This window comes from Caulobacter sp. 602-2 (genome assembly GCF_011043625.1).
Taxonomy (GTDB): domain Bacteria; phylum Pseudomonadota; class Alphaproteobacteria; order Caulobacterales; family Caulobacteraceae; genus Caulobacter.
In genome coordinates, this window is record NZ_JAAKGT010000001.1 from 684,888 (window position 1) to 708,372 (window position 23,485).

Here is a 23,485-nt window from a genome sequence, read left to right on the forward strand (position 1 = left end):
TTCACCCCCGTTCAAACGATCGTTTTCGTGATCCTAGGCGGCTATCGGGGCGCGACAAGGCCGTTTCCGGCCACAATTCCGAAATGCATATTTTTCGATCAAACGAAGCTCAAGATTCACTCATATGCCTGAATGCACGTCCGAACCGCGACAATCGCTGGAACCCCGGCTTGTAGCGCTCCGGGCGGCGTGATCCTTGCCGCTCAAAGTCAGAGGCCATGCGCCGTCGGGCGCGGAAGAGACCGATGAAAAAGATCGAAGCCGTCATCAAGCCGTTCAAGCTGGATGAGGTCAAAGAGGCGCTCCAGGACATGGGCGTCCAAGGGATGACCGTTCTGGAAGCCAAGGGCTACGGGCGCCAAAAGGGCCACACCGAGCTCTATCGCGGCGCCGAGTACGTCGTGGACTTCCTGCCCAAGATCAAGGTCGAGGTCGTCGTCGAGGACGGCCAGCTCGACGCCGCCCTCGAGGCGATCACCAACGCCGCCCGCACGGGCCGCATCGGCGACGGCAAGATCTTCGTCTCGGAGATCACCGAAGTCGTCCGCATCCGGACCGGTGAAACCGGTCCGTCCGCCGTCTGAACCACGGCCGCCTCCTCTCAGACTTTCTCGCTCAAAGGGGATATCAATGAGCACCGCCAAGGAAATCCTGGACCTGATCAAGGAAAAGGACGTGAAGTACGTCGACGTCCGCTTCACGGACGTTCGCGGCAAGCTGCAGCACGTCACCTTCGACATCGACCTGGTCGACGACGAGTTCCTGAACGACGGCACCATGTTCGACGGCTCGTCGATCGCCGGCTGGAAGGCCATCAACGAGTCGGACATGAAGCTGCGTCCGGACCTGACCTCGGCCATCATCGACCCGTTCTACCAGCAGACCACCCTGGCGCTGTTCTGCGACGTCGTGAACCCGGACGACGGCACCCCCTACAACCGTGACCCGCGCTCGATCGCCAAGGCCGCGCTGAACTACGTCAAGTCGGCCGGCGTGGGCGACACCGTCTACTTCGGCCCGGAAGCCGAGTTCTTCATCTTCGACGACGTGCGCTGGTCGACCGCCCCGCACGACACCGGCTACTCGTACGACTCCACCGAACTGCCGGTGAACTCGGGCAAGGCCTATCCGGAAGGCAACATGGGCCACCGCCCGGGCCCCAAGGGCGGCTACTTCCCGGTGAACCCGGTCGACTCGGCCCAGGACCTGCGCGGCGAAATGCTGGCCGTCATGGGCGAGCTCGGCATGAAGCCGGAAAAGCACCACCACGAAGTGGCGCCGGCCCAGCACGAACTCGGCCTGAAGTTCGACACCATGGTCACCATGGCCGACCGCATGCAGCTGTATAAGTACGTGATCCACAACGTGGCCCACGCCTACGGCAAGACCGCCACCTTCATGGCCAAGCCGATGTTCGGCGACAACGGCTCGGGCATGCACGTGCACCAGTCGATCTGGCAGGACGGCAAGCCGCTGTTCGCCGGCGACAAGTACGCCGGTCTGAGCCAGGAATGCCTGTGGTACATCGGCGGCATCATCAAGCACGCCAAGGCCATCAACGCCTTCTCGAACTCGACCACCAACAGCTACAAGCGCCTGGTGCCGGGCTACGAAGCCCCGGTGAAGCTGGCCTACAGCTCGCGCAACCGCTCGGCCTCGATCCGCATCCCGCACGTCGACTCGCCGAAGGCCAAGCGCATCGAAGCCCGCTTCCCGGACCCGATGGGCAACCCCTACCTGACCTTCGTCGCCCTTCTGATGGCCGGCCTGGACGGCATCATCAACAAGATCGATCCGGGCGCGGCCGCCGACAAGAACCTCTACGACCTGCCGCCCCGCGAGCAGAAGAAGATCCCGGAAGTCTGCGGCTCGCTGCGTGAAGCCCTGGAAAACCTCGACAAGGACCGCGCCTTCCTGAAGGCCGGCGGCGTCATGGACGACGACTTCATCGACAGCTACATCGAGCTGAAGATGGAAGAAGTGATGCGTCTGCAACTGCACCCGCACCCGGTCGAATTCGAGATGTACTACAAGTGCTAAGCCGAAAGGCCTGAGGCACTTTGGGATCGGCCCGGGGCGCAAGCTCCGGGCCTTTTCTTTTGGAGAACAGCCAGATGATCCGCACCAGCTGCCACTGCGGGGCCGTGGGCTTTGCGATCGAGACCGCGCCGACCGAGGTGACGCAGTGCAACTGCTCGATCTGCCGACGCTACGGGGTGCTGTGGGCCTATTATTCGCTGGGCGCCGTGCGCCTGGTCGAGGGCTGAGCGACCGACACCTACGAGTGGGACGACCGCTCGATCGCCTTCCACCGCTGCCGGGCCTGCGGCTGCGTCACCCACTGGAGCTCCAACGACCCGGGACGCGACAAGATCGGGATCAACGCGCGGCTGATGGAGCCGCAGGTGCTGGCCGCGGCGCGGGTGCGGCGGCTGGATGGCGCGGTCAGCGAGCAGTACGTGGACTGAGGAGCGCCCGGCTCCCCAGTCCTGTCGTTCAGATCAGGCTTGGCCCAGATCAGGCCTCGACTTGGGCGATCCCGTCGCGGAACTCGTCGGCGGGTACGAACGCGGCGCCCTCCTCGTCCAGCACCCAGGCGCCCTTGAAGGCGGCGTGGGCAGGGTCGAGATCCTCGTCGAGCAGGTCGCCCTCGTAGAGGCCGACATTGGTGTAGTCGAAGTCCAGCGACAGCTGGCTGGCGAGATCAAGCATCTCGTCGGCCATGCGGCGGGCGTAACCCAGGGCTTCGCTCTCGTTGGAGAACTCGTCCGTCAGGGTGTTCACCTCCGCTGAATCGCTGCCTTGGGTCGCGCTGGTGGTGACGATGGTGAAGGCCGGCATGGGTCATCTCTCGAAGGTGTTGAACCCCTCTCCTAATCCCATTCGCCAGGAAGAGCGGCCATATTTTGAAAGTCCATCCGTCGAGGGCGGCCGCTAGCGAAGGCCGGGTCCAGCCTCAAGCGCCCCCGCGGGCGTCCTTTCTGGCGGTGCGATAGGTCTTCTGGGCCTTGCCCAGGCGACGGCGCTCGGCGTCCTTGAAGGCCCGGGCCGCCTTGTCCTCGACCGCGGCCAGCTCCTGGGCGAGCTTGCGGAAATGCTCCCAGCGCTTGGGGTCGAGCTCGCCGCTCTGGATGGCGCCCTGCACCGCGCAGCCGGGCTCGCCGGTGTGGCTGCAGTCGCCGAACTTGCAGGTCTCGGCCAGCCGCTCGATGTCGTCGAACACCTGGTTCACGCCCTCGTCGGCTTCGACCAGCCCCACCTCGCGCACGCCGGGCGTGTCGATGATCAGGCCGCCGCCGGGCAGCAGCGCCAGCTCCCGGTGGCTGGTGGTGTGGCGGCCGCGGTCATCGGCCTCGCGGATGTCCTGGGTGGCCATGCGCTGCTCGCCCAGGAGCGTATTGACCAGGGTGGACTTGCCCACCCCGGACGAGCCGAGCAGGACGCAGGTCTCGCCGGGCGCCAGGTGGGCCAGCAGGGCGTCCAGGCCCTGCCTCTCGCGCGCCGACACGATGACGACCGGGCAGCCGGCGGCCAGGGCCTCGACCTCGGCGGCGAGCGACGCCGCCTCGGCGCAGATGTCCGACTTGGTCAGCACGACCACGGGGCGCGCGCCGCTCTGCCAGGCGGCGGCCAGGTAGCGTTCGATGCGGCGCGGATTGAGGTCGCCGTTCATCGAGGTGACGATGAAGGCCAGATCGACATTGGCGGCGACCACCTGCGGGGTCTGCACGCTGTCGGCGGCCCGGCGGACCAGGGCGGTGCGGCGCGGCAGGACGGCCTGGATGGTCGCGGTGCGTTCGGCCTGATTCACCGACAGCGCCACCCAGTCGCCGACCGCCGGATGGCCGGCCTCCTTGGCCTCATGGCGCAGTCGGCCGGAAAGCTTGGCGCGCACCTCGCCCTCGGGCGTGATCGCCAGATAGCCGTTCCGCTGCTGGACGACGACGCGGCCAACCGCATGACCTGCGCGCTCATGAGGCTTGAAAGCCTCGGCCAGCAGATCAGACCATCCGTATTGCTCGATCAAGTTTGGCTTCCATGCGCGGACCTAGGCATCATCGCCCCGCCTAGCAGCAAAACGACACGCGCCGGAAGGCCGATCGCGACAGGCAGGAGAATACGACTGTTCCCGCCGGAGACCTACAGCCCCACCCCGCCCACCGGCGTCGTCTCGAACCGATGGCCGAAGCCGGCGATGATCGGGCGAGCCTTGGCGATGGCCGCCTGCACCGAAGGCAGTTTCAGCGAGGCGGCGTGGCTTTCCTTGTCGGTCCAGACCTCGGTGATCCAGATCGCGTCGGCGTCGGTGGGGTCGAGCGCCAGGATGTAGGAGAGACAGCCGGGCATGGCGCCCGTGCCCTCCTTCAGGATCGCCACGAGGTCGTCGCGCTTGCCCGGGGCGGCCTTCATCTGGCCGATCAGTCCGTACATGGTCTTGTCTCCAGCAGCAGCGAGCGACGGGGCCAGAGCCGCCGCCGCGCCGCCGATCATGGCCTGCCTGCGGTCCATTTGCGTCAGGAGGCCTTGCACTCGCCCTCGTGGGCGACGCTGACGCCCTGGCCGGCCGCGCTGCAGGCGTTGCCGTAGGTCTTGCCGTCGCAGCCGCAGACGGGGCGGTAGTCCATGGTGCAGACCTGCGGACGCTTGCGGCAGATCCCCGAGGCGTCGGCGACGGTCTTGCAGGCCCCGACCGGCATGACGCAGGACAGGCCCTCGCCGCACTGGAAGCCGGCGATGCCGCCGCACATGCCGCCTTCGGCGACCGGGGCGCGCGACATGGGGGGCGGAGCCCCCGTGGAGGGGCCGGCGGGCTGGCCCGCGCAGGCGCTGATCAGGAGAGCGGCCGCCAGGCCGAGCCAGGGACGCAGGCGCATCGTGTTCCTCCCAAGCGGATTCGACCGCAGGTCGCGATCCTCGCACGAAGCACGCGCGACAGACAAACGCCACGATCCGGGAAAAATGGGGCGCCGCGCTGCTTGATCAGGGGTCTGAATTGGTCTGTCCTCGCGGCCTCTTCGAGAGTCGGGGAAAATTGATGACACGATGGGGTACGACGGCCGCGGCCGTCAGTCTGCTCGCGCTGGGGCTTTCGGCCTGCGCCACGACCGGAACGACGGCCAAGCCTGAGACGTCGGCCAAGCCGGCCGAAAAGGCCGAGGCCAAGCCGCTGCCCAAGGGGCTGGACGGGCAGGCCTCGTCGGGCTTCCCGTCGACCTATGTCGCCCTGCCCTCGCGCCCGACGGCCTTCGTCGGCGCGACGGTGCTGACGGCGGCCGGCCAGCAGATCGAGAACGGCGTGGTCGTCGTGCGGGACGGCAAGATCATCGCCGTCGGCGGCCCCGAGACCGCCATCCCGGCCGGCGTCACGACCATCGACGCCAAGGGCAAGTGGATCACGCCCGGCATCATCGACTCCCACAGCCACCTGGGCGTCTATCCCTCGCCCGGCGTTTCGGCCAAGTCGGACGGCAACGAAGCCACCGATCCCAACACCGCCCAGGTCTGGGCCGAACACTCGGTGTGGCCGCAGGATCCGGGCTTCAACCGCGCCCGCGCCGGCGGGGTGACCACCCTGCAGATCCTCCCCGGCAGCGCCAACCTGTTCGGCGGCCGCTCGGTGACGCTGAAGAACGTGCCCTCGACCACCATGCAGGGCATGAAGTTCCCCGGCGCGCCCTACGGCCTGAAGATGGCCTGCGGCGAGAACCCCAAGCGCGTCTACGGCGGCAAGGGTCGCACGCCCTCGACGGCGATGGGCAACGTCTTCGGCTATCGCAAGGCCTGGATCGACGCGGCCGACTACGCCCGCAAGTGGGACGACTACCGCGCCAAGAAGGAAAAGGGCGAGAAGGCCGACGCCCCCAAGCGCGACCTGCAGTTGGAAACCCTGGCCGGCGTGCTCAAGGGCGAGATCCTGGTCCAGAACCACTGCTACCGCGGCGACGAGATGGCCGTGATGATCGATGTGGCCAAGGAGTTCGGCTACAAGATCACCATGTTCCACCACGCGGTGGAGAGCTACAAGGTCGCCCCGTTGCTGGCCAAGGAAGGCATCTGCTCGGCCACCTGGGCCTCGTGGACCGGCTTCAAGATGGAAAGCCTGGACGGCGTAGATTCCAACGCCGCCATGGTCTGGAAGGCCGGCGCCTGCGTCGTCATCCACTCCGACGACCCGATCATGACCCAGCGCCTCAACCAGGAGGCCGCCATCGCCATGACCGCGGGCAACAAGATCGGCTACGGCATCACCCGCGCCGAGGCCATCAAGTGGATCACGGCCAATCCGGCGAAAGCCATGGGCATCGCCGACAAGACCGGCAGCCTGGAAGTGGGCAAGGCCGGCGACATCGTGGTCTGGAACCGCGACCCGTTCAGCGTCTACGCCCAGGCCGAGCAGGTCTATATCGACGGCGCCCTGACCTACGACCGCAACGACAAGCGCTATCAGCCCAAGTCCGACTTCGAGCTCGGCCAGCCCGGCCAGGGAGCGTTCAACTGATGATCCGGTCCATCCTCTTCGCCGGCGCCGCCCTGTGCGCCGTCACGGCCGGCTCGGCCAGCGCCCAGACCTTCGCCATCGTCAACGCCCGCATCGAGCCGGTGTCGAGCGCGGCGATCCCGTCGGGAACCATCCTGGTGCAGAACGGCAAGATCGCCGCCGTCGGCGCCAATGTCGCCGTGCCGGCCGGCGTGACCACCATCGACGCCAAGGGCGGGGTCGTGACCCCGGGCCTGGTCGCCCCGTCGTCGAACATCAGCGCCTCTGAGATCGGCGGCGTGCGCGAGACGCGTGACGACGGCACCGGCAGCTCGCTGTCGGCCGGCTTCGATATCGCCTACAGCGTCAATCCCGCCTCGCCGATGATCGGCCTGGCCCGCGACGGCGGCGTCACCAGCTCGGCCGTCACCCCGGTGCTGTCGGGCGTCGGCGGCGGATCCCACGAGCACGCCGACGACGGCGTGGTCGAGGAGATGACCGCCGGCAAGGACGGCGGCGGCGATCCCCCGCTGTTCGGCGGCCAGGCGGCGTTCGTGCGCCTCAAGGCCGGCGAAGCCGACATCGTCTCCAAGTCGAAGACCGCCGTGACCCTGTCGCTGGGCGAAGCCGGGGCCCGCGCGGCCGGCGGCTCGCGCGGCGCGGCGATCGTGCTGGTCAAGTCGGCCCTGCAGGACGCCCGCGCGTTCGCCAGGAACCGCGCCGCCTTCGAACAGGGCGCCACGCGCGACTACGGCCTCTCGCGCCTCGATCTTGAGGCCCTGGTCCCGGTCGTGCAGGGCAAGACCCCGCTGCTGATCCGCGCCCACCGCGCCTCCGACATCCGCCTGGCCCTCAAGCTGGCGGCCGAGGAGAAGATCAAGATCGTGCTGGAAGGCGCCGAGGAAGGCTGGCTGGTGGCCGGCGAGATCGCCAAGGCCGGCGTGCCGGTGATCGTCGACACCCAGGCCGACCTGCCCGACAGCTTCGAGACCCTGGGCTCGCGCCTCGACAATGCCGCCCGCCTGAACGCGGCCGGCGTCACCGTGGCGATCAACGGCGCGCGGGACTTCAACAACCTTCGCCAGGAGCGCCTGAACGCGGGCCTGGCCGTCGCCAACGGCCTGCCCTATCCGGCGGCCCTGGCGGCGATCACCCTGACGCCGGCGAAGATCTGGGGCATGGCCGACCAGATCGGCTCGCTCGACGTCGGCAAGACCGCCGACCTGGTGCTTTGGACCGGCGATCCGCTGGAAACCACGACCTGGGCCGATAAGGTCTTCGTCGGCGGCGTCGAGCAGCCGGCCGACAGCCGCCAGAGCCAGCTGCGCGACCGCTACGCGGCAGGCGACAACGGCCTGCCTCCGGCCTACCGCTAGGACGACCAGACGGCCCGCTTCCCACCGGAGGCGGGCCGTCGCTTTTCGAGGGAACAGATGCAAGCCGCCACCATCGTCATCCGCCCCTACCGGGCCGACGATGCGCCCAGCATGGCCCGGCTCTACTATGACGCCGTCCGCGCGCTGGGCCCGCGCGGCTACTCGCCGGCCCAGGTGGCCGCCTGGGCGCCGCGGCCGCTCGACCCGATCGACGTCCTGAACCGCGCCGCCGACGGCCGCACGACCCTGGTCGCGGCCGATGCGGACGACCAGGCCGTCGCCTATGTCGACCTCGAGGCCGACGGCCACATCGACCACCTCTATTGCCATCCCAACTTCGCCGGCTGGGGCGTTGCCTCGCGCCTTCTGGAGGCGGTGATCGAGCGGGCTGTCGAGACCGGGATCACGGCCCTCTACGTCGAAGCCAGCGAACTGGCCCGGCCGGTGTTCGAGCGCCATGGCTTCACCGTGACCAGGCGGCGCGACTTCGAGGTTCGGGGCGTTCCGATCCACAACTACGCCATGCGGCGCGAACTGGCCTGAACCGTGCCGGTTTTTGTTCACCTGACCCGCCACGACAACGTCGCCGCCATTCGGCGCGGCGGCATAGCGCCCGGAAAGCTGACCAGGCAGGTCTACGCCATGCCGGTGACCCGCAACTTCCAGATCTCGCACCAATGGCTGCGCGAACTGCGTGGCGGGGCGGGCGGCACGATGGTCGCCGTCTATTTCCGGGTCCCCGACGACGAAGCCGTCGAGATCGGCCACTATGGCAGCCCCCGGCAGCGGATGACGGCCGCCCAGGCCGTGGCGATCATGCTGGCGGCGGAAACCGTCGATCCGACCGCGGCCCGCGCGGCCGACGACCGGTCGAGGGCCGTGAGGGCCGGCAAGCGCCTGCCCAGCTCTCCCGAGGGCTTCGAAGTGCTGCTCTCGCGCCGCATCCAGCCCTCGGAAATCCTGCGGGTGAAGGTTCCGCCGCAAGTCGTGGGCTGGCGCCGCCGCCCCGGGTCCAATGGCGCGCCGCCTTGCTTCTGCATCTGCTGCGAGCGCGGCCGACCAGGCGTCGGCAAGCTGCTGCGTACGGTCGAGGAGGCCGAGGCCAAGGGGCGCCCCGTCAAGGCGACGGTCTTCGGCCGCGACGAGCGCTCTTTCGCGCGGGTGGAACGCCTGAAAGCCGAGCGGACAAAGGACTGAGCGCCTCGCCCTTTCTAGACCAAGGTCTAGCCGCCCCCTCCCCATGCCTTCGCGCGGCAAACCCATGGATGGATACCGCCGCGACGTCTCCGCGCCGACAGTCATCGCGTCGCCCGGCGGGCTCATTCAGAGCCTCGGGCAAGCTTTCCACGACTGGAGACGGCAATGTCGGACATCATCATCACGGACAAGCAACTGTCGGCCTCGGCCTATACGGCGGTCATCAACGCGCCGATCGAGACGATCGACATCGCCGAGTGGCTGTTCAGCCTGCCCGAGGCCGAATACCAGCGCTGCTGCGCGCCCGACCACATCTCGGCCGGGGCCACCTTCACCGACGACGGCCGGCGCATGTCGATCAATGTCGAGATGATCGGCCAGACCCTGATGGTGCAGCACTACGTGGCCGAGATCGCCACCCCGACCCTGTGCAAGATGGTGTCGACCTCTGACGCCTTCACCCCGAACGGCCGTACGCGCGTGCAGGTGATCTGGACCCTCAGCGCCAAGAAGATCGACGAGGCGACCTGCGAGTACACCAACAGCGTGGTCGCCCACCCGACGCGGGCCTTCCTCGACTTCATCGACAAGCACGGCATGCCGTTCGCGGACGCCGCCGACGCCCGCCAGCGGGACGGCGGCGACCACAACAGCCGCGAGACGCCGCTGTTCGCCGCCAGCATCGAGCGCCGCGCCCTGGCCCGCATCGCGGCCAAGGCCGCTTGAGGCGGACATTCAAACCCGGTGCGTGATCCTCGTCCTTCGACAAGCTCAGGATGAGGATCATTGACAGGCTCGGGAAGTAGAGAAGCCTCATCCTGAGCCTGTCGAAGGACGCGGGAAACCGCGGCGCCTATGGCCAGACGTTGTTGGACGTCACGCTGTCGCCGCCCGTCGGGACCTGGCAGTCGTTGAAGCTGATGGCCACCGACTGGCCCCAGTTGGCGGAATCCGCCTGCACCTGGAAGTGAAGGTGCGGTCCGGAGGTGCGCCCGGTATTGCCCGAGGTGGCGATCGGCTGGCCGCGCTGGACGACGTCCCCGACATTCACCAGCACGCCGTTCTGCTGGATGTGGAAGTACCAGCTGGTGAAGCCGCCCGGATGGCGGATGCGCACGGCGTTGCCCCAGTTCTGCAGGCTGCCGCCCGGGAACGGCGTGTTGCTGGGCGTGGTCGGGGCGTTGGGGTTGTAGGTCGTGCTCTGGCTTTCCTGCAGCCACTCGACCGTGCCGCCGCGCACCGCGCGGATCTGGGTTCCGACCGGCATCGAGAAGTCGAAGGCGAAGGCCTGGCTGCCGTTGTGCGACCCGCCGGCGTTGTTGTTGCCCTGGCCGACATTGCGGGTGTCGCCCGCCTTCCAGGGATAGCGGTAGGCGCCGACGGCGTCGGCCTGCTGCTCGATGAACTCCATGCGCAGGCCGCGGCTGAAATAGGCCGCGTCCTCGGTCTTGAAGTCGACCGTGCAGCGGCGGTGGCTCCACCACTGGGTTCCCGCGCCGGGCCGCCAGACGGCGGCGTAGGCGTCGCCGTCGACCGACAGCGCCGCCAGCCGCAGGCCCTGGTTGAAATAGGTCTGGTCCTGCGCCTCGGCCTGGGCGCCGGTCATTCCCGAACGCCACCATTGGGCCCCGGACCCCGGCCGCCAGACGGCGGTGTAGCGCCCGCCGTCGACCTCCAGCAGCGTGATGCGCAGGCCGTTGTCGAAGTGCGTCTGGTCCTGGGCCTTCATCTGGTCGACCGTCATGCCGGTGCGCCACCACTGGGCGCCCGTGCCCGGCCGCCAGACCGCGGTGAACCGGCCGCCGTCCAGCTCCAGGGCGGCAAGGCGAAGGCCCTGGTTGAAGTAGGTGGTGTCCTGGGCCTTCAGCTCGTCCAGCGTCATTCCCGAACGCCACCACTGGGTTCCCGTCCCCGGCCGCCAGACCGCCGCGAACCGTCCGTCCCTGACCGACAGCGAATGGATGCGCAGGCCGTTGTCGAAGTGGGTTTTGTCCTGGGCCTTGAACTGGTCGAGGCTCATGCCCGAGCGCCACCACTGGGCTCCGCTGCCGGGCCGCCAGGCGGCCGCATAGCCGGTGTCGGCCAACGCCAGACCGGGCGCGGCCATGGCAACCAGGCCGGCGCAGATCGCCGGCGCGAGGATCGCACGCATCACATCCTCCCTTTCGGACGGCCTCGCGGGCGCGTCTGTCGAAATCCGGAAAAACGCTGGAAACATGCGCCGATCGTCAGCCAGCCGCCGAGCGTAGCGCCGCTGGAGCCTAGCCTTGTCGACCTCGCCCCGGAAGGGCGAACGGCCCCGCGCGGCGGATCCGCCGGCGGGGCCTGTCGGAGGACCGCCTGTCGCGGTCAGGTCGCCCAGGTGATCTTCACGATCGAGGGCCGGTCGCTGTTGTAGGAAACCGTGTGCTGCTCGCGACGGCTGGCGGTGATGGCCAGCTTGTAGGTGTCGCCGGTCTGGTCGGTGAAGGCCAGGTTGATGCTGCCCGAGAACATGCCCGACGGGCCCTGGGCGTCGACCTGCACCTGGTAGCTGTAGATGCCGGCGTTGGGCACCAGCTGGATGCCGTAGACCTTGCCTTCGCTGTTGCCGATGATGCACGAGCTGAGGTCGGTGCTGCCGTTGATCGCGACGGACGAGCCGACCGGCAGCAGGCCGTTGGCCGTTCCGCTGGTGTCGCCGCAGTCGGTGGTGGTGAACACGGCCGTCGTCGCCTGCACGGTCGTCGTCGTCATGACGCTTCTCCCTCTTCCGATGGACCGGCCGCCGCTCGGGCCGGTGGAGAGGAGCATCCGCTCAACCCCGAGCGATATCAACGAAAATACACGTGTAGATTGTCACATTCGTGCATACACACTGAAGCTGCAACCCGATCCACAAGCAGCGCTTTCCTTGGGGGCGAGCTCGGGTCATACGGGGCGAGACACCCGAATCGCCGCAAAATCATCCGATGTCTTCCAAAGACCCCAACTCGCTGTTCTCGCTGTTCGACGACGACGCCCTGGCGCCGCCGAGCGCCCCGCCCCTGCCCGCCCGCGAACCGCATCCCGAGCCCAAGCCGCAGCCGCCGCCTCCCCCGCCGCCAGGCAAGGTCGAAGCCGCGCCCGCCCCGTCGTCGGGCGGCTACGACGCCAGCTCGATCGAGGTTCTGGAAGGCCTTGAGCCCGTGCGCATGCGTCCGGGCATGTACATCGGCGGCACCGACGAGCGGGCCCTGCACCACCTGTTCGCCGAAGTGCTCGACAACTCGATGGACGAAGCCGTCGCCGGCTTCGCCAAGTCGATCGAGGTCAAGCTCGACGCCGACGGCTACCTGTCGGTCAAGGACGACGGCCGCGGCATGCCCGTGGACCCTCACCCCAAGCATCCGGGCAAGAGCGCGCTGGAAGTGATCATGACCGTCCTGCACGCGGGCGGTAAGTTCAGCGGCAAGGCCTACGAGACCTCGGGCGGCCTGCACGGCGTGGGCGCCAGCGTCGTCAACGCCCTGTCGGAACTGGTCGAGGTGACGGTCTGGCGCGACGGCTTCGAGCACCGCCAGAGCTTCGCCCGCGGCAAGCCGCTGGGCCCGGTCGAGAAGATCCAGCCCAGCCGCAAGCGCGGCACCATGGTGCGCTTCAAGCCCGACGACCAGATCTTCGGCGAAGGCTGCGCCTTCAAGCCGGCGCGCCTGTACCGCATGGCCCGCTCGAAGGCCTATCTGTTCCGCGGCGTGCAGATCAAATGGTCCTGCGCCCAGGAGCGCATCCACGACCAGACGCCCGCCGAGGCGGTGTTCCACTTCCCCAACGGCCTGGCCGACTTCCTGGCCGAGCGCACCAAGGGCCTGGAGACCGTCACCCCGACCAGCTTCGCCGGCCGCATCGAGCGCGAGGGCGAGGCCGGCGCGGTCGAATGGGCCGTCACCTGGACCCCGCGAGGCTTCGGCGAGCATGACGGCTTCATGCAGTCGTACTGCAACACCGTGCCGACCCCGGAAGGCGGCACGCACGAAAGCGGCTTCCGCGCCGCCCTGACCCGCGGCCTGAAGGCCTATGCCGACCTCAAGGGCGAGAAGCGCGGCACGATCATCACCGCCGACGACGTGGTGGCCCAGGCCGGCGCGCTGATCTCGGTGTTCATCAAGAACCCCGAGTTCCAGGGCCAGACCAAGGAAAAGCTGTCGACGACCGAGGCTCAGCGCTTCGTCGAGAACGCCCTGCGCGACCCGTTCGACCACTGGCTGACCGGCAGCCCCAAGGCCGCCCAGGCGCTGCTGGAGTTCGTCATCGAGCGCGCCGAAGAGCGCCTCAAGCGCCGCAAGGACAAGGAAGTCAGCCGCGCCAGCGCGACCCGCAAGCTGCGCCTGCCGGGCAAGCTGGCCGACTGCGCCGGCGGCGCGGTCGACGGCGCGGAACTGTTTATCGTCGAAGGCGACTCGGCCGGCGGATCGGCCAAGCAGGCCCGCAACCGCAAGAACCAGGCGATCCTGCCCCTGCGCGGCAAGATCCTGAACGTGGCCTCGGCCTCGGGCGAGAAGTTCACGGCCAACAAGGAACTGTCGGACCTGATGCTGGCCCTGGGGGCCCAGGGCGGCAACAAGTACCGTGAAGAGGATCTGCGCTACGAGCGGATCATCATCATGACCGACGCCGACGTCGACGGCGCCCACATCGCCTCGCTGCTGATCACCTTCTTCTACCGGACCATGCCGGACCTGATCCGCGCGGGCCGCCTCTATCTGGCCCTGCCGCCGCTCTATCGCCTGAGCCACGGCGGCAAGACCGAGTACGCGCGCGACGACGCCCACAAGGACGAGCTCCTGGCCACGATGTTCAAGGGCAAGAAGCCCGAGATCGGCCGCTTCAAGGGCCTGGGCGAGATGATGGCCTCGCAACTGAAGGAAACCACCATGGACCCGGCGGTCCGCACCCTGGCGCGCGTGACCCTGCCGCGCCACGAGGAGAGCGTCGAGGATCTGGTCGAGACCCTGATGGGCCGCAAGCCCGAACTGCGCTTCAAGTTCATCCAGGACAACGCGGCCTTCGCGGCGGACGACCTGGATCTGTGATCACAGGAACCTCCCCCTATGGGGGAGGTGATCGCGAAGCGATCGGTGGGGGGCGTGGCTGCGAGACAAGCCCGTTCGGCGGAAGCTGAAAACCTCCCCCCACCGGCCTTCGGCCGCCTCCCCCACAGGGGGAGGTTCCCCCTCAGTCGCTTTGCGACAGCTCCCCCAGAGGGGGAGCATCTTGATCTGCTGACTTGCTAGATCCTCCCATTCTGGGGGAGGAGGGCCGGAGGGGGTCGGCGTCAGCCGATCAACGCCCGCGCGGCCGCGCGCGCGGCCTCGGTGACTTCGGCGCCCGACAGCATGCGCGCGATCTCTTCCTCGCGCTCGGCCGGCGACAGGGGTTCGACCCTTGTGCGGGTCGAGGTGTCGTCGCCGGACTTGGCGATGCGCCAGTGGGCGTCGCCGCGCGCGGCGACCTGGGCCGAGTGGGTCACGACCAGCACCTGGGCGTTGGACGCCAGGCGTTTCAGGCGCAGGCCGACGGCGTCGGCCACGGCCCCGCCGACGCCCTGGTCGACCTCGTCGAAGATCATCAGCGGCTGGGGACCGCCGCCCTTCCCCGCCAGCGCCGCCTTCAGCGCCAGGGCGAAGCGGGCCAGTTCGCCGCCCGAAGCGATGGCCTCCATCGGACCGAACGGCGCGCCGGGATTGGTCGAGATCTCGAAGGCGATCCGGTCGAGCCCGGACGGGCCGGCCTTGTCTTCGTCCAGCGGCTCCAGCGCGACGCGGAAGCGGGCCTTTTCCAGCTTCAGCGGGCCAAGCTCGGCCTCGACGGCCTTGGCCAGGCGGTCACCGGCGGCGCGGCGCTCGGCCGACAGGGCCTGGGCGGCATACAGATAGGCCTCGCGGGCCTCGGCGGCGTCGGCCTCCGCGGCGACCAGGGCCTCGGCCGAGGTCTCGACGGCTTGAAGGCGCGCGGCGAAATCGGCGCGGACGGCCGGCAGGTCCTCGACCAGCACGTTCAGCTTGCGGGCCATGCCGCGCAGGGCGAACAGGCGCTCCTCGGCCTTTTCCAGGCGATCGGGCTCGAACTCGAAGCTTTCGGCGGCCATGTCGATGGCGGCGCTGGCCTCCTGGGCCTCGACGAGGGCGCGATCGACGGCCTCGCAGGCGGCGGCCAGGCGGGTCATGGCCGGACCGTCGGCGGGCGCGCCGGCGTTGGCGGCGCGGTCGCGGGCGCGTTCCAGCGCGCGGAAGGCCTGGGCCAGCTTGCCCGACAGGTTGTCGCCGCCCAGGGCGTCCTGGGCCGAGGCGATGTCGGCCAGGGCCTTCTCGGCCGAGCCGAGCAGCGCCCGTTCCTCGGCCAGGGCCGCCTCCTCGCCCTCGCGCGGGTCGAGCCGGTCGAGCTCGGACAGGCGCAGGGTCAGTTCCTCGGTCTCGGCCGCGGCGCGATCGGACAGCGCCTTCAGCTCGGCCGCCTTCTCGCGGGCGGCGCGCCAGCCGCTCCAGCCCTGAGCGACAGCGCCGACGCTGACCTGGCCGTAGGCGTCCAGCAGCGTGCGGTGGGTGCGCGGATCAAGCAGGCCGACCGTCTCGTGCTGGCCATGCACCTCGAGCAGCAGGCCGCCCAGGTCCTTGAGCACGCCGACGCTGGTGGCCTGGTCGTTGACGAAGGCCCGGCTGCGGCCGTCGGGCGACAGCTGGCGACGCAGGACGAGGTCCTCGTCACGGGCGTAGTCCAGGCCCTTGTCGTCGAGATAGGCGAAGGCCGGATGGTCGGGCGCCAGGGCGAAGATGGCCGTGGCGCTGGCGTGGCCGGCGGCCCCGCGACGCACCAAGCCCGCATCAGCGCGGGCGCCGGTGGCTAGGCCCAGGGCGTCGAGAATGATCGACTTGCCCGCCCCGGTCTCGCCGGTGAGCGCGGTCAGGCCCGGCCCGATGGCCAGGTCGAGGCTCTCGATGAGCACCACGTCGCGGATGGAGAGACCGATCAGCATGGCCGGAAGGATCACCGGGAATCGGGCTTTTTCAAAGGGGAAGCCGCAGCCGATTGAGAACAAAAGAAAAACGGGCCGTTTTGCAACGGCCCGTCTTTGCTTGGATCTCCGGGACCTACATCCCCAGGACGCCCATCAGGCCGCCCTTTTTCTTCTTCTCGCCGGGAGGCGCCAGCGCGCCGCCCTTGTCCTTGTTGAAGGTGCGATCGAGCAGGTTGCGCTTGTTGCCCGCCTTCAGCGGCTCGACGGCCGGCTTCAGACCCGCGTCGTTCAGCAGCTTGTAGGCGTCGGCGTACCAGCGATCGCCCGGGAAGTTGTAGCCCAGCACCGCGCCGTTGCGCTTGGCTTCCTCGGTCAGGCCCAGCGTCAGATAGGCCTCGACCAGGCGATACAGCGCCTCGGGCGTGTGCGAAGTGGTCTGGTGGCGGTCGACGACGGTCTTGAAGCGGCCGATGGCCGACAGGGTCTTGCCGTCGCGCAGGTACCAGCGACCGATGGCCAGCTCCTTGCCGGCCAGCTGGTCGTTGACCATGTCGATCTTCAGGCGGGCGTCCTGGGCGTATTCGCTGTTGGGATAGCGCTGGACGACGTCGCGCAGCGCGGCGAGCGCCTGTTCGGTGGCGGCCTGGTCGCGATACACGTCGACGATCTGCTCGAAGTAGCAAATGGCCTTCAGGTAATAGGCGTACGAGGCCGACGGGTTGCCCGGATAGAGCGAGATGAACCGGTCGGCGTCGCCGATGGCGTCGGCGTACTGGTTGCCCTGGTAGTGGGCGTAGCCGGTCATCAGGATCGAGCGGCGCGACCATTCCGAATACGGGTGCTGGCGCTCGACTTCGCGGAAGTAGTCGACGGCCTCGTTCCAGTTGCCGCGGTCCAGACGATTGGCGCCGGTGGAATACAGCAGCTCGACCGGACGCTCTTCATAGACAAGCGTCGGCTTCTTGGGCTTGCCCGCGCAGGCGGTCACCGACAGAGCGGCGAGCACGGCCACGATGGAAACGGCCGAACGTCCCGAGATTTTGCGAAGCACGGACTCTCTCACCCTCGAAGCAACCTTGCGCGCCCCCGCGCCGAACCAAGGCTTCTACACCACGTCGATGCGGGCGCAAACGAAAGCCGAGCGGCGGGAGCGATCCCCCGTTTTGATCAGACCGCTTCGGCCAGCTCCGGCGCATAGGCGCGCCAGCGCCAAGCGCGCGGTTGCTCCATCAACGCACGAACAGCGGCGTTATTGAGGCCGTGTCCGGCGAGAATTCCTTCGAACCTGCCAAGGATCGGAGCGCCAACGACATAAAGGTCGCCGACGGCGTCCAGGGCCTTGTGGCGCACGAACTCGTCCGAGCGGCGCAGGCCCTCGGGATTGAGCACGCGGTCGCCGTCGATGACCACGGCGTTCTCCATCGAGCCGCCGCGGGCCAGGCCGATATCACGCAGGGCCTCGACCTCGCGCAGGAAGCCGAAGGTGCGGCAGTTCGACAGCTCCTTGCGGAAGCTGGCTTCGTCGATGACCAGGTCGACTCGCTGGCGGCCGATGGCCTTGCTGGCGAAGGCGATCTCGAAGGCCACCTCGAAGGATTCGGCCGGAGTCAGGGTCGCGCGCTTGTCGCCCTCGATCACCTCGATCGGCGACAGGATCTCGATGTAGCGGCGCGCGGCTTCCTGGCGACGGCGGCCGGCGCGGTCGAGGATCTGCACGAAGGGCTCGGACGAGCCGTCCATGATCGGCACTTCGGGACCGTCCAGCTCGACGACGCAGTTGTCGACCGACAGGGCGGCCAGGGCCGCCATCAGGTGCTCGATGGTCGAGACGCGCACGTCGGCGGCGTTGGCGATGACGGTGCCCAGCTGGGTCTGCACCACGGCGTCGCCGCGAACCGGCACGCGGTTGTCGCGGTCATGGACGTCGGTGCGCACGAAGACGATCCCGCTGTCGGGAGCGGCGGGGCGCACGGCGACGCGCACGTGCGCGCCCGTGTGCAGGCCGATCCCTGCGAAGATCACCGGTCCAGCGACCGTGTGCTGATGATAAGGCGAAACCGACACGAGAAACCTTTGTAAACTTGGGAGCGGCTCTGCGGCCGCCTATTCGTCCCCACTTACCGTCTACGAGCTTCGCCGCGACGCAGCAACGCAAGTCCTGTTTCGGATTGTTACCTTCATAAGTCGTTGTCGGATATGGCATTTTCGTCACGCGAAAGGCCAATTTCCGCCACCTTCGCTAACGGCGCCGCAGCATGGAGCAAAGCTTGCCCTTCGGGCTGGCCTACCCGGCAAGGCCCCGCTAGGCTCGCGCCGCTTTTTGGCAACCTTGCCGCCTGGACCACGACTTCCATGACCAAGACCTTGCGCCTCGCCGCCTCCGCCCTCGCCCTGTCGCTGGCCGCCTTCGCGGTCGTTCCGGCGACCGCCCACGCACAGGGGCGCGGCTTCACCGCCAAGGACATGGTCACGCTGGACCGCGTCAGCGAGCCGAAGGTGTCGCCGGACGGCCGCCAGGTGATCTACCTGGTGCGGACGATGGATCTTCCGGCCAACAAGGCCTCGTTCTCGCTGTGGGTCGCCGACCTCAAGGCCAAGATCGCCCCGCGCCGCCTGGCGGTGTCGGACGGCGGCGTCTCCAGCGCCCGCTGGTCGGCCGACGGCAAGAGCATCTATTTCCTGTCGGGCCGCGCCGGCTCCGACCAGGTGTTCCGCACGGATGCTTCGGGCGAGACCGCCGTCCAGGTGACCAAGGCTCCGTTCGACGTCGGCGCCTTCAAGGTGTCGGCCGACGGCAAGACGGTGGTGATCAGCCAGGCCGTCTTCCCCGACTGCCCCACCCTCGCCTGCACCCAGGAGCGCCTGGACCAGAAGAAGGCCCAGAAGACGACCGGCGTCGTCTACGACAAGCTGTTCATCCGCCACTGGGACACCTGGAACGACGGCACGAAGAATCACCTCTACGCCTACGGACTGGATGCTTCCGGCGTCGCGACGGGCGAGCCTGCGGCCCTGATGGCCGGCTTCGACGGCGACTCGCCGACCAAGCCGTTCGGCGGCGACGAGGACTTCACCATCAGCCCCGACGGCAAGACCGTGGTGTTCTCGGCGAAGATCGCCGGCCGCGACGAGCCCTGGCAGACCAATTACGACCTGTGGTCGGTTCCGGTCGACGGCTCGGCCAAGCCGGCCAACTTGACCGAGGAGAACAAGGCCTGGGACGCCCAGCCGACCTTCTCGCCGGACGGCAAGACCCAGGCGTGGCTGGCCATGAAGCGCCCGGGCTTCGAGGCCGACCGCTTCGGCGTCATGCTGCGCGAGAACGGCAAGGTGCGTGAAGTAGCCCCGACCTGGGACCACTCGGCCCAGTCGATCACCTTCAGCGCCGACGGCAAGACGATCTACACGACCGCCGAGGACGTGGGTCAGACCAAGCTGTTCGCCATCGACGTCAAGACCGGCAAGGTCGCCGCCCTGACCGGCGAAGGCCACGTGGGCGCGTTCAGCGCCGCCGGCGGCTCGACCGTGATCGCCCAGGACAACCTGAAGGCCCCGGCCCAGCTCTACGCCCTGGCCCCGAAGGGCGCGCCGATCCAGCTGACCGGCCTGAACGCCGACAAGCTGCAGGGCGTGGCCATGGGCGAGGCCGAGCAGTTCAGCTTCAAGGGCTGGAACGACGAAACCGTGCACGGCTATCTCGTCAAGCCGGCCAACTTCGATCCCTCGAAGAAGTATCCGGTGGCCTTCCTGATCCACGGCGGCCCGCAAGGCTCGTTCGGCAACCTCTTCCACTACCGCTGGAACGCCCAGACCTACGCCGGCGCCGGTTACGCCGTGGTGATGATCGATTTCCACGGCTCGACCGGCTACGGCCAGGCGTTCACCGACGCCATCAGCCAGCACTGGGGCGATCGCCCGCTGGAAGACCTGCAGAAGGGCTGGGCGTTCGCGACCCAGAAGTACGGCTTCCTCGACCAGGACCGCGCCTGCGCCCTGGGCGGCTCGTACGGCGGCTTCATGATCAACTGGATCGCCAGCCAGTGGAAGGAGCCGTGGAAGTGCCTGGTGAACCACGACGGCATCTTCGACAGTCGCTTCATGGGCTACTCGACCGAAGAGCTGTGGTTCAGCGAGTGGGAGAACGGCGGAACGCCCTGGCAGCCGAACACCACCTACTCGAAGTTCAACCCCGCCGACCACGTGGGCGAATGGAGCGTGCCGACCCTGGTGGTGCAGGGCCAGAACGACTTCCGCGTGCCGCTCGAGGAAGGCATCGCCACCTTCACCGCCCTGCAGCGCAAGGGCGTGCCGAGCAAGTTCCTGTACTTCCCCAACGAAAACCACTGGGTGCTGAAGGCCCAGAACTCGGTCCAGTGGCACGACGAGGTGCTGGGCTGGCTGAACCAGTGGACGGCGAAATAGGCCTTCCAGGCCGGCTTCCTCCCTCGCCTGGCGGGGGAGGAACGCCAGATCAGATGCGGCCCGTCGCGACCGACCAGGTCAGGCGGGCCTTTTTTTCGAGCTCGCCCATCTCGCGGCCCTTGGCCTGGCGCGCCGCCAGGGCTGCGGGGGCCACGGCCGGGAAAGCCGCGATCGGCAGGGCCTTAAGCTCCGAGCCAGCGATCTTGCGCTGCTCAGCGACGCGAGCCTCGACGTCGGCGGCGGTCCAGGCGAGCGGCAAGCGCGAGCGGCCGGCCAGCTTCAGCCGCCACAGGCCTGCGAGACCATAGGCGCGCGCGGCGGCGCGGACGGCGGCGGGTTCGGCCGAGGCGTCCAGGCGACGCGCCGTCAGCCCCGCCAGGGCGCCGGCGGTGGCGTCCAGATAGGACAGCACCGCGGCCTCGTCGGCGAACGGCGCCTCCTCCAGGTCGGCCAGGCGGGCCTCGGCCATCGCCGCCAGGGCCGTGGGATCGACGCCGCAGGCGGCCAGGGCCTCGACGGCCGGGTGCTTGCGCGGCGCCTTGCCGGCGGCCAGCTCCTCCATCGCCTCGCGCCACCAGGTCAGGCGGATCTCGCCCATAAGCGCGCTGGTCACCCCGCCGGCCACCCGGGCCAGCTCGTAGTTGAAGGCGACGAGCGCCACCACATCGGTCCGCGCGGCGATGTCGGAGACGAAGCGGCTGGCCAGCCAGCGATCGTTGTCCATGCGGCGGACCAGATCGTCGAGGCCGGAATCGTAGGGGTTCTCGGGGGCGGCGGACATGGCGCGGCTTATGCCCCCGCCTCGCCCGAAGAGAAAGGCCCGCCTTGCCGCCGGACCAGCGGCCTAAAGAAAAAGGCCCGCCGGATGGGCGGGCCTTCGTCGCGATCCGGCGGGCGGATCAGTTGAACAGCGTCTGGTACATCGTCATCGTCACCAGCATCGGAATGCTGAGCAGCATGTTGATGCGCGAGAACAGCATGGCGGTCGTGGCCGCCTTGGCCTTGGTCGCGTCGTCGGCCGGCACGAGGCCCAGAGCGCGCTTCTGGTTCGGCCAGATCAGGCCCCAGACGTTGAAGAACATCACGGTGGCCAGCCACATGCCCATGCCGATGAAGGTGAAGCCCATGTCGACGCCGCGCTGGTAGCCCTGCCAGGCGCCGAGCGTGATGGCCTCCATCAGGTAGCCGCGGCTGAAGGCCACGATCATGCCCATGATCCAGGTCGCCAGGGCCGACCAGCGGAACCAGAACAGCGCCTCGGGGGCGATGTACTTGCTGACCGCCGGCTTCAGCTCGGCCGGGATCGTCGGCATCACCCGCATCTGCACGAAGTTGAAGTAGTAGAGCAGCCCGATCCACAGGATGCCGAACAGTACGTGCAGCCAGCGGAACACCGCCTGCCAGTAGGCGCCGTGGAAGCCGTTGGGGCTGTGCCCGAAGCCGAACACCATCACCAGGGCCAGCACGAAGCTGACGATGATGGTGCTGCGGAAGTTGGTGAGAATCCCAGTCAATTCAGCCCCCTGAGCCGTGTCTTGCCGCGCAGGATAGTGAGAGTCGGGCAAATGATCCTCCCCCTGAAGGGGGAGGTGTCGGCGAAGCCGACGGAGGGGGGATGTATCTGATGAGGTCGAAGCGGCCGTCGAGGGTAGCAAACTCTGCCCCCTCCGGCCCTTCGGGCCACCTCCCCCTTCAGGGGGAGGATCGTGAGATCAGACCGCGATCAGCGCCGCGGCCAGGCGCCGGCCTTCGCTGGCCAGCACGTTGTAGGTGCGGGCGGCGGCTTCGGTGCTCATGAACTCCAGCCCAAGGCCCGCGGCCTTCAGCGCGTCGCGCACGGGGCGCGGCGGCAGGGCGTTGGCCAGGCCCATGCCCAGCAGCACGAACTCGACCGCGCCGCCGGCGGCGAAGACCGGGGCGAAGGCCTCCGGCGTCAGCTCGGCCAGGCCGGCGACGGCCCAGTCCTGCGGCTGGTCGTCGATGACCAGCAGCGAACCGGGCCGCCAGACGCCGGAGACCCGGAAGCCGCCGCCGCCCCAGGCGTCGATCGACGGGGGCTGGCGGGGATTAAGCCCCTGGCTCACGGCTGGCTGGCCGCGCCGAGCTTGACCGGCTTGGCTTCCTCGTCGCCGCGCTTGACGCCCCAGACCAGGATCAGGGGCAGAGCGATGTAGATCGACGAGTAGGTGCCGATGGCGATGCCGAACACCATGGTGAAGACCAGCGGGAACAGCACCGGGCCGCCGAAGATCATCGTGCCGCCCAGCGCCAGCAGCGCGGTCGAGCCGGTGATGATCGTCCGCGACAGACGCTCGTTCTCCGACAGGTCGATGATGTCGCGCAGCGGCGTGGTCTTGTACTTGCGCAGGTTTTCCTTGAGGCGGTCGAAGGTGATGACCTTTTCGTTCATCGAATAGCCGATGACCGTCAGCAGGGCCGCAACCGAGGTCATCGAGAACTCGATCTGCATCACCGACAGGATGCCCAGGGTCAGGATGATGTCGTGGAACACGGCCACGACGGCGCCGACGGCGAACTGCCACTGGAAGCGGAACCAGATGTAGCCGAGCATCAGCAGCAGGGCGATGCCCAGCGCCTTGAAGCCGCCCATCAAAAGCTCGCCCGAGACCTTGGCGCCGATGACGGTCGGCGCCGGCATGGTCATGCCGGGGAACTTGGCGATGATCTCGCTCTTGATCCGGTTGGCCTCGACGTTGGCGTTGGCGCCTTCGGTCGGCAGGAAGCGGATCATCGCCGAGTTGGGCGAGCCGAAGCCCTGCACCTGCACGTCATGCGCGCCGGTGGCCTTGGCGACCTTGCGCAGGTCGTCCAGATCGATGGCCGTGGGCATGCGGGCCTCCAGGGCGACGCCGCCCTTGAAGTCGATGCCCAGGTTCAGGCCCTGGGTGAAGAACGAAGCGCCCGAACCGATGATCAGGATGAGCGAGAAGACCGCCGCGACGGGAGCCCAGCGCACGAAGCGGTAGTGGGTCGAGCGCGGGATCAGGCGAATGAGGGGCCAAGCAGCCATGAGCTTTG

The 23,485-nt window shown here is 68.4% G+C and carries 23 protein-coding genes; 10 read left to right on the forward strand and 13 right to left on the reverse strand.

Annotation, left to right across the window (positions count from 1 at the left end; genetic code table 11):
• The first annotated feature begins 245 nt into the window (after window positions 1-245).
• From G5B46_RS03075 to G5B46_RS03085, 3 genes are all read left to right on the forward strand, one after another.
• Window positions 246-584 (forward strand): P-II family nitrogen regulator, encoded by a 339-nt coding sequence (locus G5B46_RS03075; RefSeq protein WP_116491509.1) that lies wholly within the window; start codon window positions 246-248, stop codon window positions 582-584.
• Window positions 585-630: 46 nt separating this feature from the next.
• On the forward strand, window positions 631-2,040 hold the full coding sequence (glnA, locus tag G5B46_RS03080; RefSeq protein ID WP_165255937.1) for a type I glutamate--ammonia ligase: 1,410 nt from the start codon (window positions 631-633) through the stop codon (window positions 2,038-2,040).
• Window positions 2,041-2,114: 74 nt separating this feature from the next.
• Window positions 2,115-2,267, forward strand: coding sequence for a hypothetical protein (locus G5B46_RS03085; protein ID WP_165255939.1), 153 nt, complete (start codon window positions 2,115-2,117; stop codon window positions 2,265-2,267).
• Window positions 2,268-2,517: 250 nt separating this feature from the next.
• Here G5B46_RS03085 and G5B46_RS03090 read toward each other — a convergent pair whose 3' ends face one another.
• The 4 genes from G5B46_RS03090 to G5B46_RS03105 all read right to left on the reverse strand — a co-directional run bounded on the left by G5B46_RS03090 (window position 2,518) and on the right by G5B46_RS03105 (window position 4,874).
• Window positions 2,518-2,841 carry a hypothetical protein gene (locus G5B46_RS03090; protein WP_165255942.1) on the reverse strand — a complete coding sequence of 108 codons (324 nt, stop codon included), beginning with the start codon at window positions 2,839-2,841 and terminating at the stop codon, window positions 2,518-2,520.
• A gap of 115 nt (window positions 2,842-2,956) precedes the next feature.
• Window positions 2,957-4,027 (reverse strand): ribosome small subunit-dependent GTPase A, encoded by a 1,071-nt coding sequence (gene rsgA, locus G5B46_RS03095; RefSeq protein WP_165255944.1) that lies wholly within the window; start codon window positions 4,025-4,027, stop codon window positions 2,957-2,959.
• A 113-nt stretch (window positions 4,028-4,140) separates the two neighbouring features.
• Window positions 4,141-4,509 carry a putative quinol monooxygenase gene (locus tag G5B46_RS03100; RefSeq protein ID WP_240903294.1) on the reverse strand — a complete coding sequence of 123 codons (369 nt, stop codon included), beginning with the start codon at window positions 4,507-4,509 and terminating at the stop codon, window positions 4,141-4,143.
• Window positions 4,510-4,514: 5 nt separating this feature from the next.
• Window positions 4,515-4,874 (reverse strand): Kazal-type serine protease inhibitor family protein, encoded by a 360-nt coding sequence (locus tag G5B46_RS03105; protein WP_165255947.1) that lies wholly within the window; start codon window positions 4,872-4,874, stop codon window positions 4,515-4,517.
• A gap of 161 nt (window positions 4,875-5,035) precedes the next feature.
• On the opposite strand from G5B46_RS03105, the gene G5B46_RS03110 reads away from it, so the two are divergent.
• The 5 genes from G5B46_RS03110 to G5B46_RS03130 all read left to right on the forward strand — a co-directional run bounded on the left by G5B46_RS03110 (window position 5,036) and on the right by G5B46_RS03130 (window position 9,777).
• Window positions 5,036-6,499 carry an amidohydrolase gene (locus G5B46_RS03110; RefSeq protein WP_165255950.1) on the forward strand — a complete coding sequence of 488 codons (1,464 nt, stop codon included), beginning with the start codon at window positions 5,036-5,038 and terminating at the stop codon, window positions 6,497-6,499.
• Window positions 6,499-7,854 carry an amidohydrolase family protein gene (locus G5B46_RS03115; RefSeq protein WP_165255954.1) on the forward strand — a complete coding sequence of 452 codons (1,356 nt, stop codon included), beginning with the start codon at window positions 6,499-6,501 and terminating at the stop codon, window positions 7,852-7,854. The genes G5B46_RS03110 and G5B46_RS03115 overlap by 1 nt, the downstream gene beginning before the upstream one ends.
• Before the next feature lie 57 nt (window positions 7,855-7,911).
• Window positions 7,912-8,397: a GNAT family N-acetyltransferase gene (locus G5B46_RS03120; RefSeq protein WP_165255956.1), complete on the forward strand. Its 486-nt coding sequence runs from the start codon at window positions 7,912-7,914 to the stop codon at window positions 8,395-8,397.
• Between the two features lie 3 nt (window positions 8,398-8,400).
• Window positions 8,401-9,051, forward strand: a complete 651-nt coding sequence (locus G5B46_RS03125; protein WP_165255959.1) for a hypothetical protein — start codon at window positions 8,401-8,403, stop codon at window positions 9,049-9,051.
• A gap of 165 nt (window positions 9,052-9,216) precedes the next feature.
• Window positions 9,217-9,777 carry a hypothetical protein gene (locus tag G5B46_RS03130; protein WP_165255962.1) on the forward strand — a complete coding sequence of 187 codons (561 nt, stop codon included), beginning with the start codon at window positions 9,217-9,219 and terminating at the stop codon, window positions 9,775-9,777.
• A gap of 127 nt (window positions 9,778-9,904) precedes the next feature.
• On the opposite strand, the gene G5B46_RS03135 is transcribed toward G5B46_RS03130, so the two are convergent.
• Complete coding sequence (locus G5B46_RS03135) at window positions 9,905-11,203, reverse strand: M23 family metallopeptidase (protein ID WP_165255964.1); 1,299 nt, start codon at window positions 11,201-11,203, stop codon at window positions 9,905-9,907.
• Window positions 11,204-11,400: 197 nt separating this feature from the next.
• On the reverse strand, window positions 11,401-11,787 hold the full coding sequence (locus G5B46_RS03140; protein WP_165255967.1) for a hypothetical protein: 387 nt from the start codon (window positions 11,785-11,787) through the stop codon (window positions 11,401-11,403).
• A gap of 215 nt (window positions 11,788-12,002) precedes the next feature.
• On the opposite strand from G5B46_RS03140, the gene parE reads away from it, so the two are divergent.
• Complete coding sequence (gene parE, locus G5B46_RS03145; protein WP_165255969.1) at window positions 12,003-14,102, forward strand: DNA topoisomerase IV subunit B; 2,100 nt, start codon at window positions 12,003-12,005, stop codon at window positions 14,100-14,102.
• A 242-nt stretch (window positions 14,103-14,344) separates the two neighbouring features.
• Here the strand turns inward: parE and recN are convergent, their stop codons facing one another.
• From recN to lpxC, 3 genes are all read right to left on the reverse strand, one after another.
• On the reverse strand, window positions 14,345-16,042 hold the full coding sequence (recN, locus tag G5B46_RS03150) for a DNA repair protein RecN (RefSeq protein WP_165256502.1): 1,698 nt from the start codon (window positions 16,040-16,042) through the stop codon (window positions 14,345-14,347).
• A gap of 115 nt (window positions 16,043-16,157) precedes the next feature.
• Window positions 16,158-17,087 carry an outer membrane protein assembly factor BamD gene (locus G5B46_RS03155; RefSeq protein WP_165255971.1) on the reverse strand — a complete coding sequence of 310 codons (930 nt, stop codon included), beginning with the start codon at window positions 17,085-17,087 and terminating at the stop codon, window positions 16,158-16,160.
• A gap of 104 nt (window positions 17,088-17,191) precedes the next feature.
• A complete protein-coding gene (gene lpxC, locus G5B46_RS03160) occupies window positions 17,192-18,088 on the reverse strand; it encodes a UDP-3-O-acyl-N-acetylglucosamine deacetylase (RefSeq protein WP_165255972.1) in 897 nt (298 codons plus the stop codon).
• A 288-nt stretch (window positions 18,089-18,376) separates the two neighbouring features.
• Between lpxC and G5B46_RS03165 the strand changes: the two genes are divergently transcribed.
• Window positions 18,377-20,446 (forward strand): S9 family peptidase, encoded by a 2,070-nt coding sequence (locus G5B46_RS03165; protein ID WP_165255974.1) that lies wholly within the window; start codon window positions 18,377-18,379, stop codon window positions 20,444-20,446.
• 49 nt (window positions 20,447-20,495) lie between these two features.
• Here G5B46_RS03165 and G5B46_RS03170 read toward each other — a convergent pair whose 3' ends face one another.
• The 4 genes from G5B46_RS03170 to secF all read right to left on the reverse strand — a co-directional run bounded on the left by G5B46_RS03170 (window position 20,496) and on the right by secF (window position 23,477).
• The gene (locus G5B46_RS03170) at window positions 20,496-21,227 is read right to left on the reverse strand and encodes a squalene/phytoene synthase family protein (RefSeq protein ID WP_165255976.1); all 732 of its coding nucleotides are present in this window, start codon (window positions 21,225-21,227) and stop codon (window positions 20,496-20,498) included.
• Window positions 21,228-21,345: 118 nt separating this feature from the next.
• Window positions 21,346-21,960 carry a urate hydroxylase PuuD gene (locus G5B46_RS03175; RefSeq protein ID WP_165255978.1) on the reverse strand — a complete coding sequence of 205 codons (615 nt, stop codon included), beginning with the start codon at window positions 21,958-21,960 and terminating at the stop codon, window positions 21,346-21,348.
• Between the two features lie 198 nt (window positions 21,961-22,158).
• Window positions 22,159-22,530: an MTH938/NDUFAF3 family protein gene (locus G5B46_RS03180; protein ID WP_165255981.1), complete on the reverse strand. Its 372-nt coding sequence runs from the start codon at window positions 22,528-22,530 to the stop codon at window positions 22,159-22,161.
• A complete protein-coding gene (gene secF / locus G5B46_RS03185; RefSeq protein ID WP_165255983.1) occupies window positions 22,527-23,477 on the reverse strand; it encodes a protein translocase subunit SecF in 951 nt (316 codons plus the stop codon). The genes G5B46_RS03180 and secF overlap by 4 nt, the downstream gene beginning before the upstream one ends.
• Window positions 23,478-23,485: the final 8 nt, after the last annotated feature.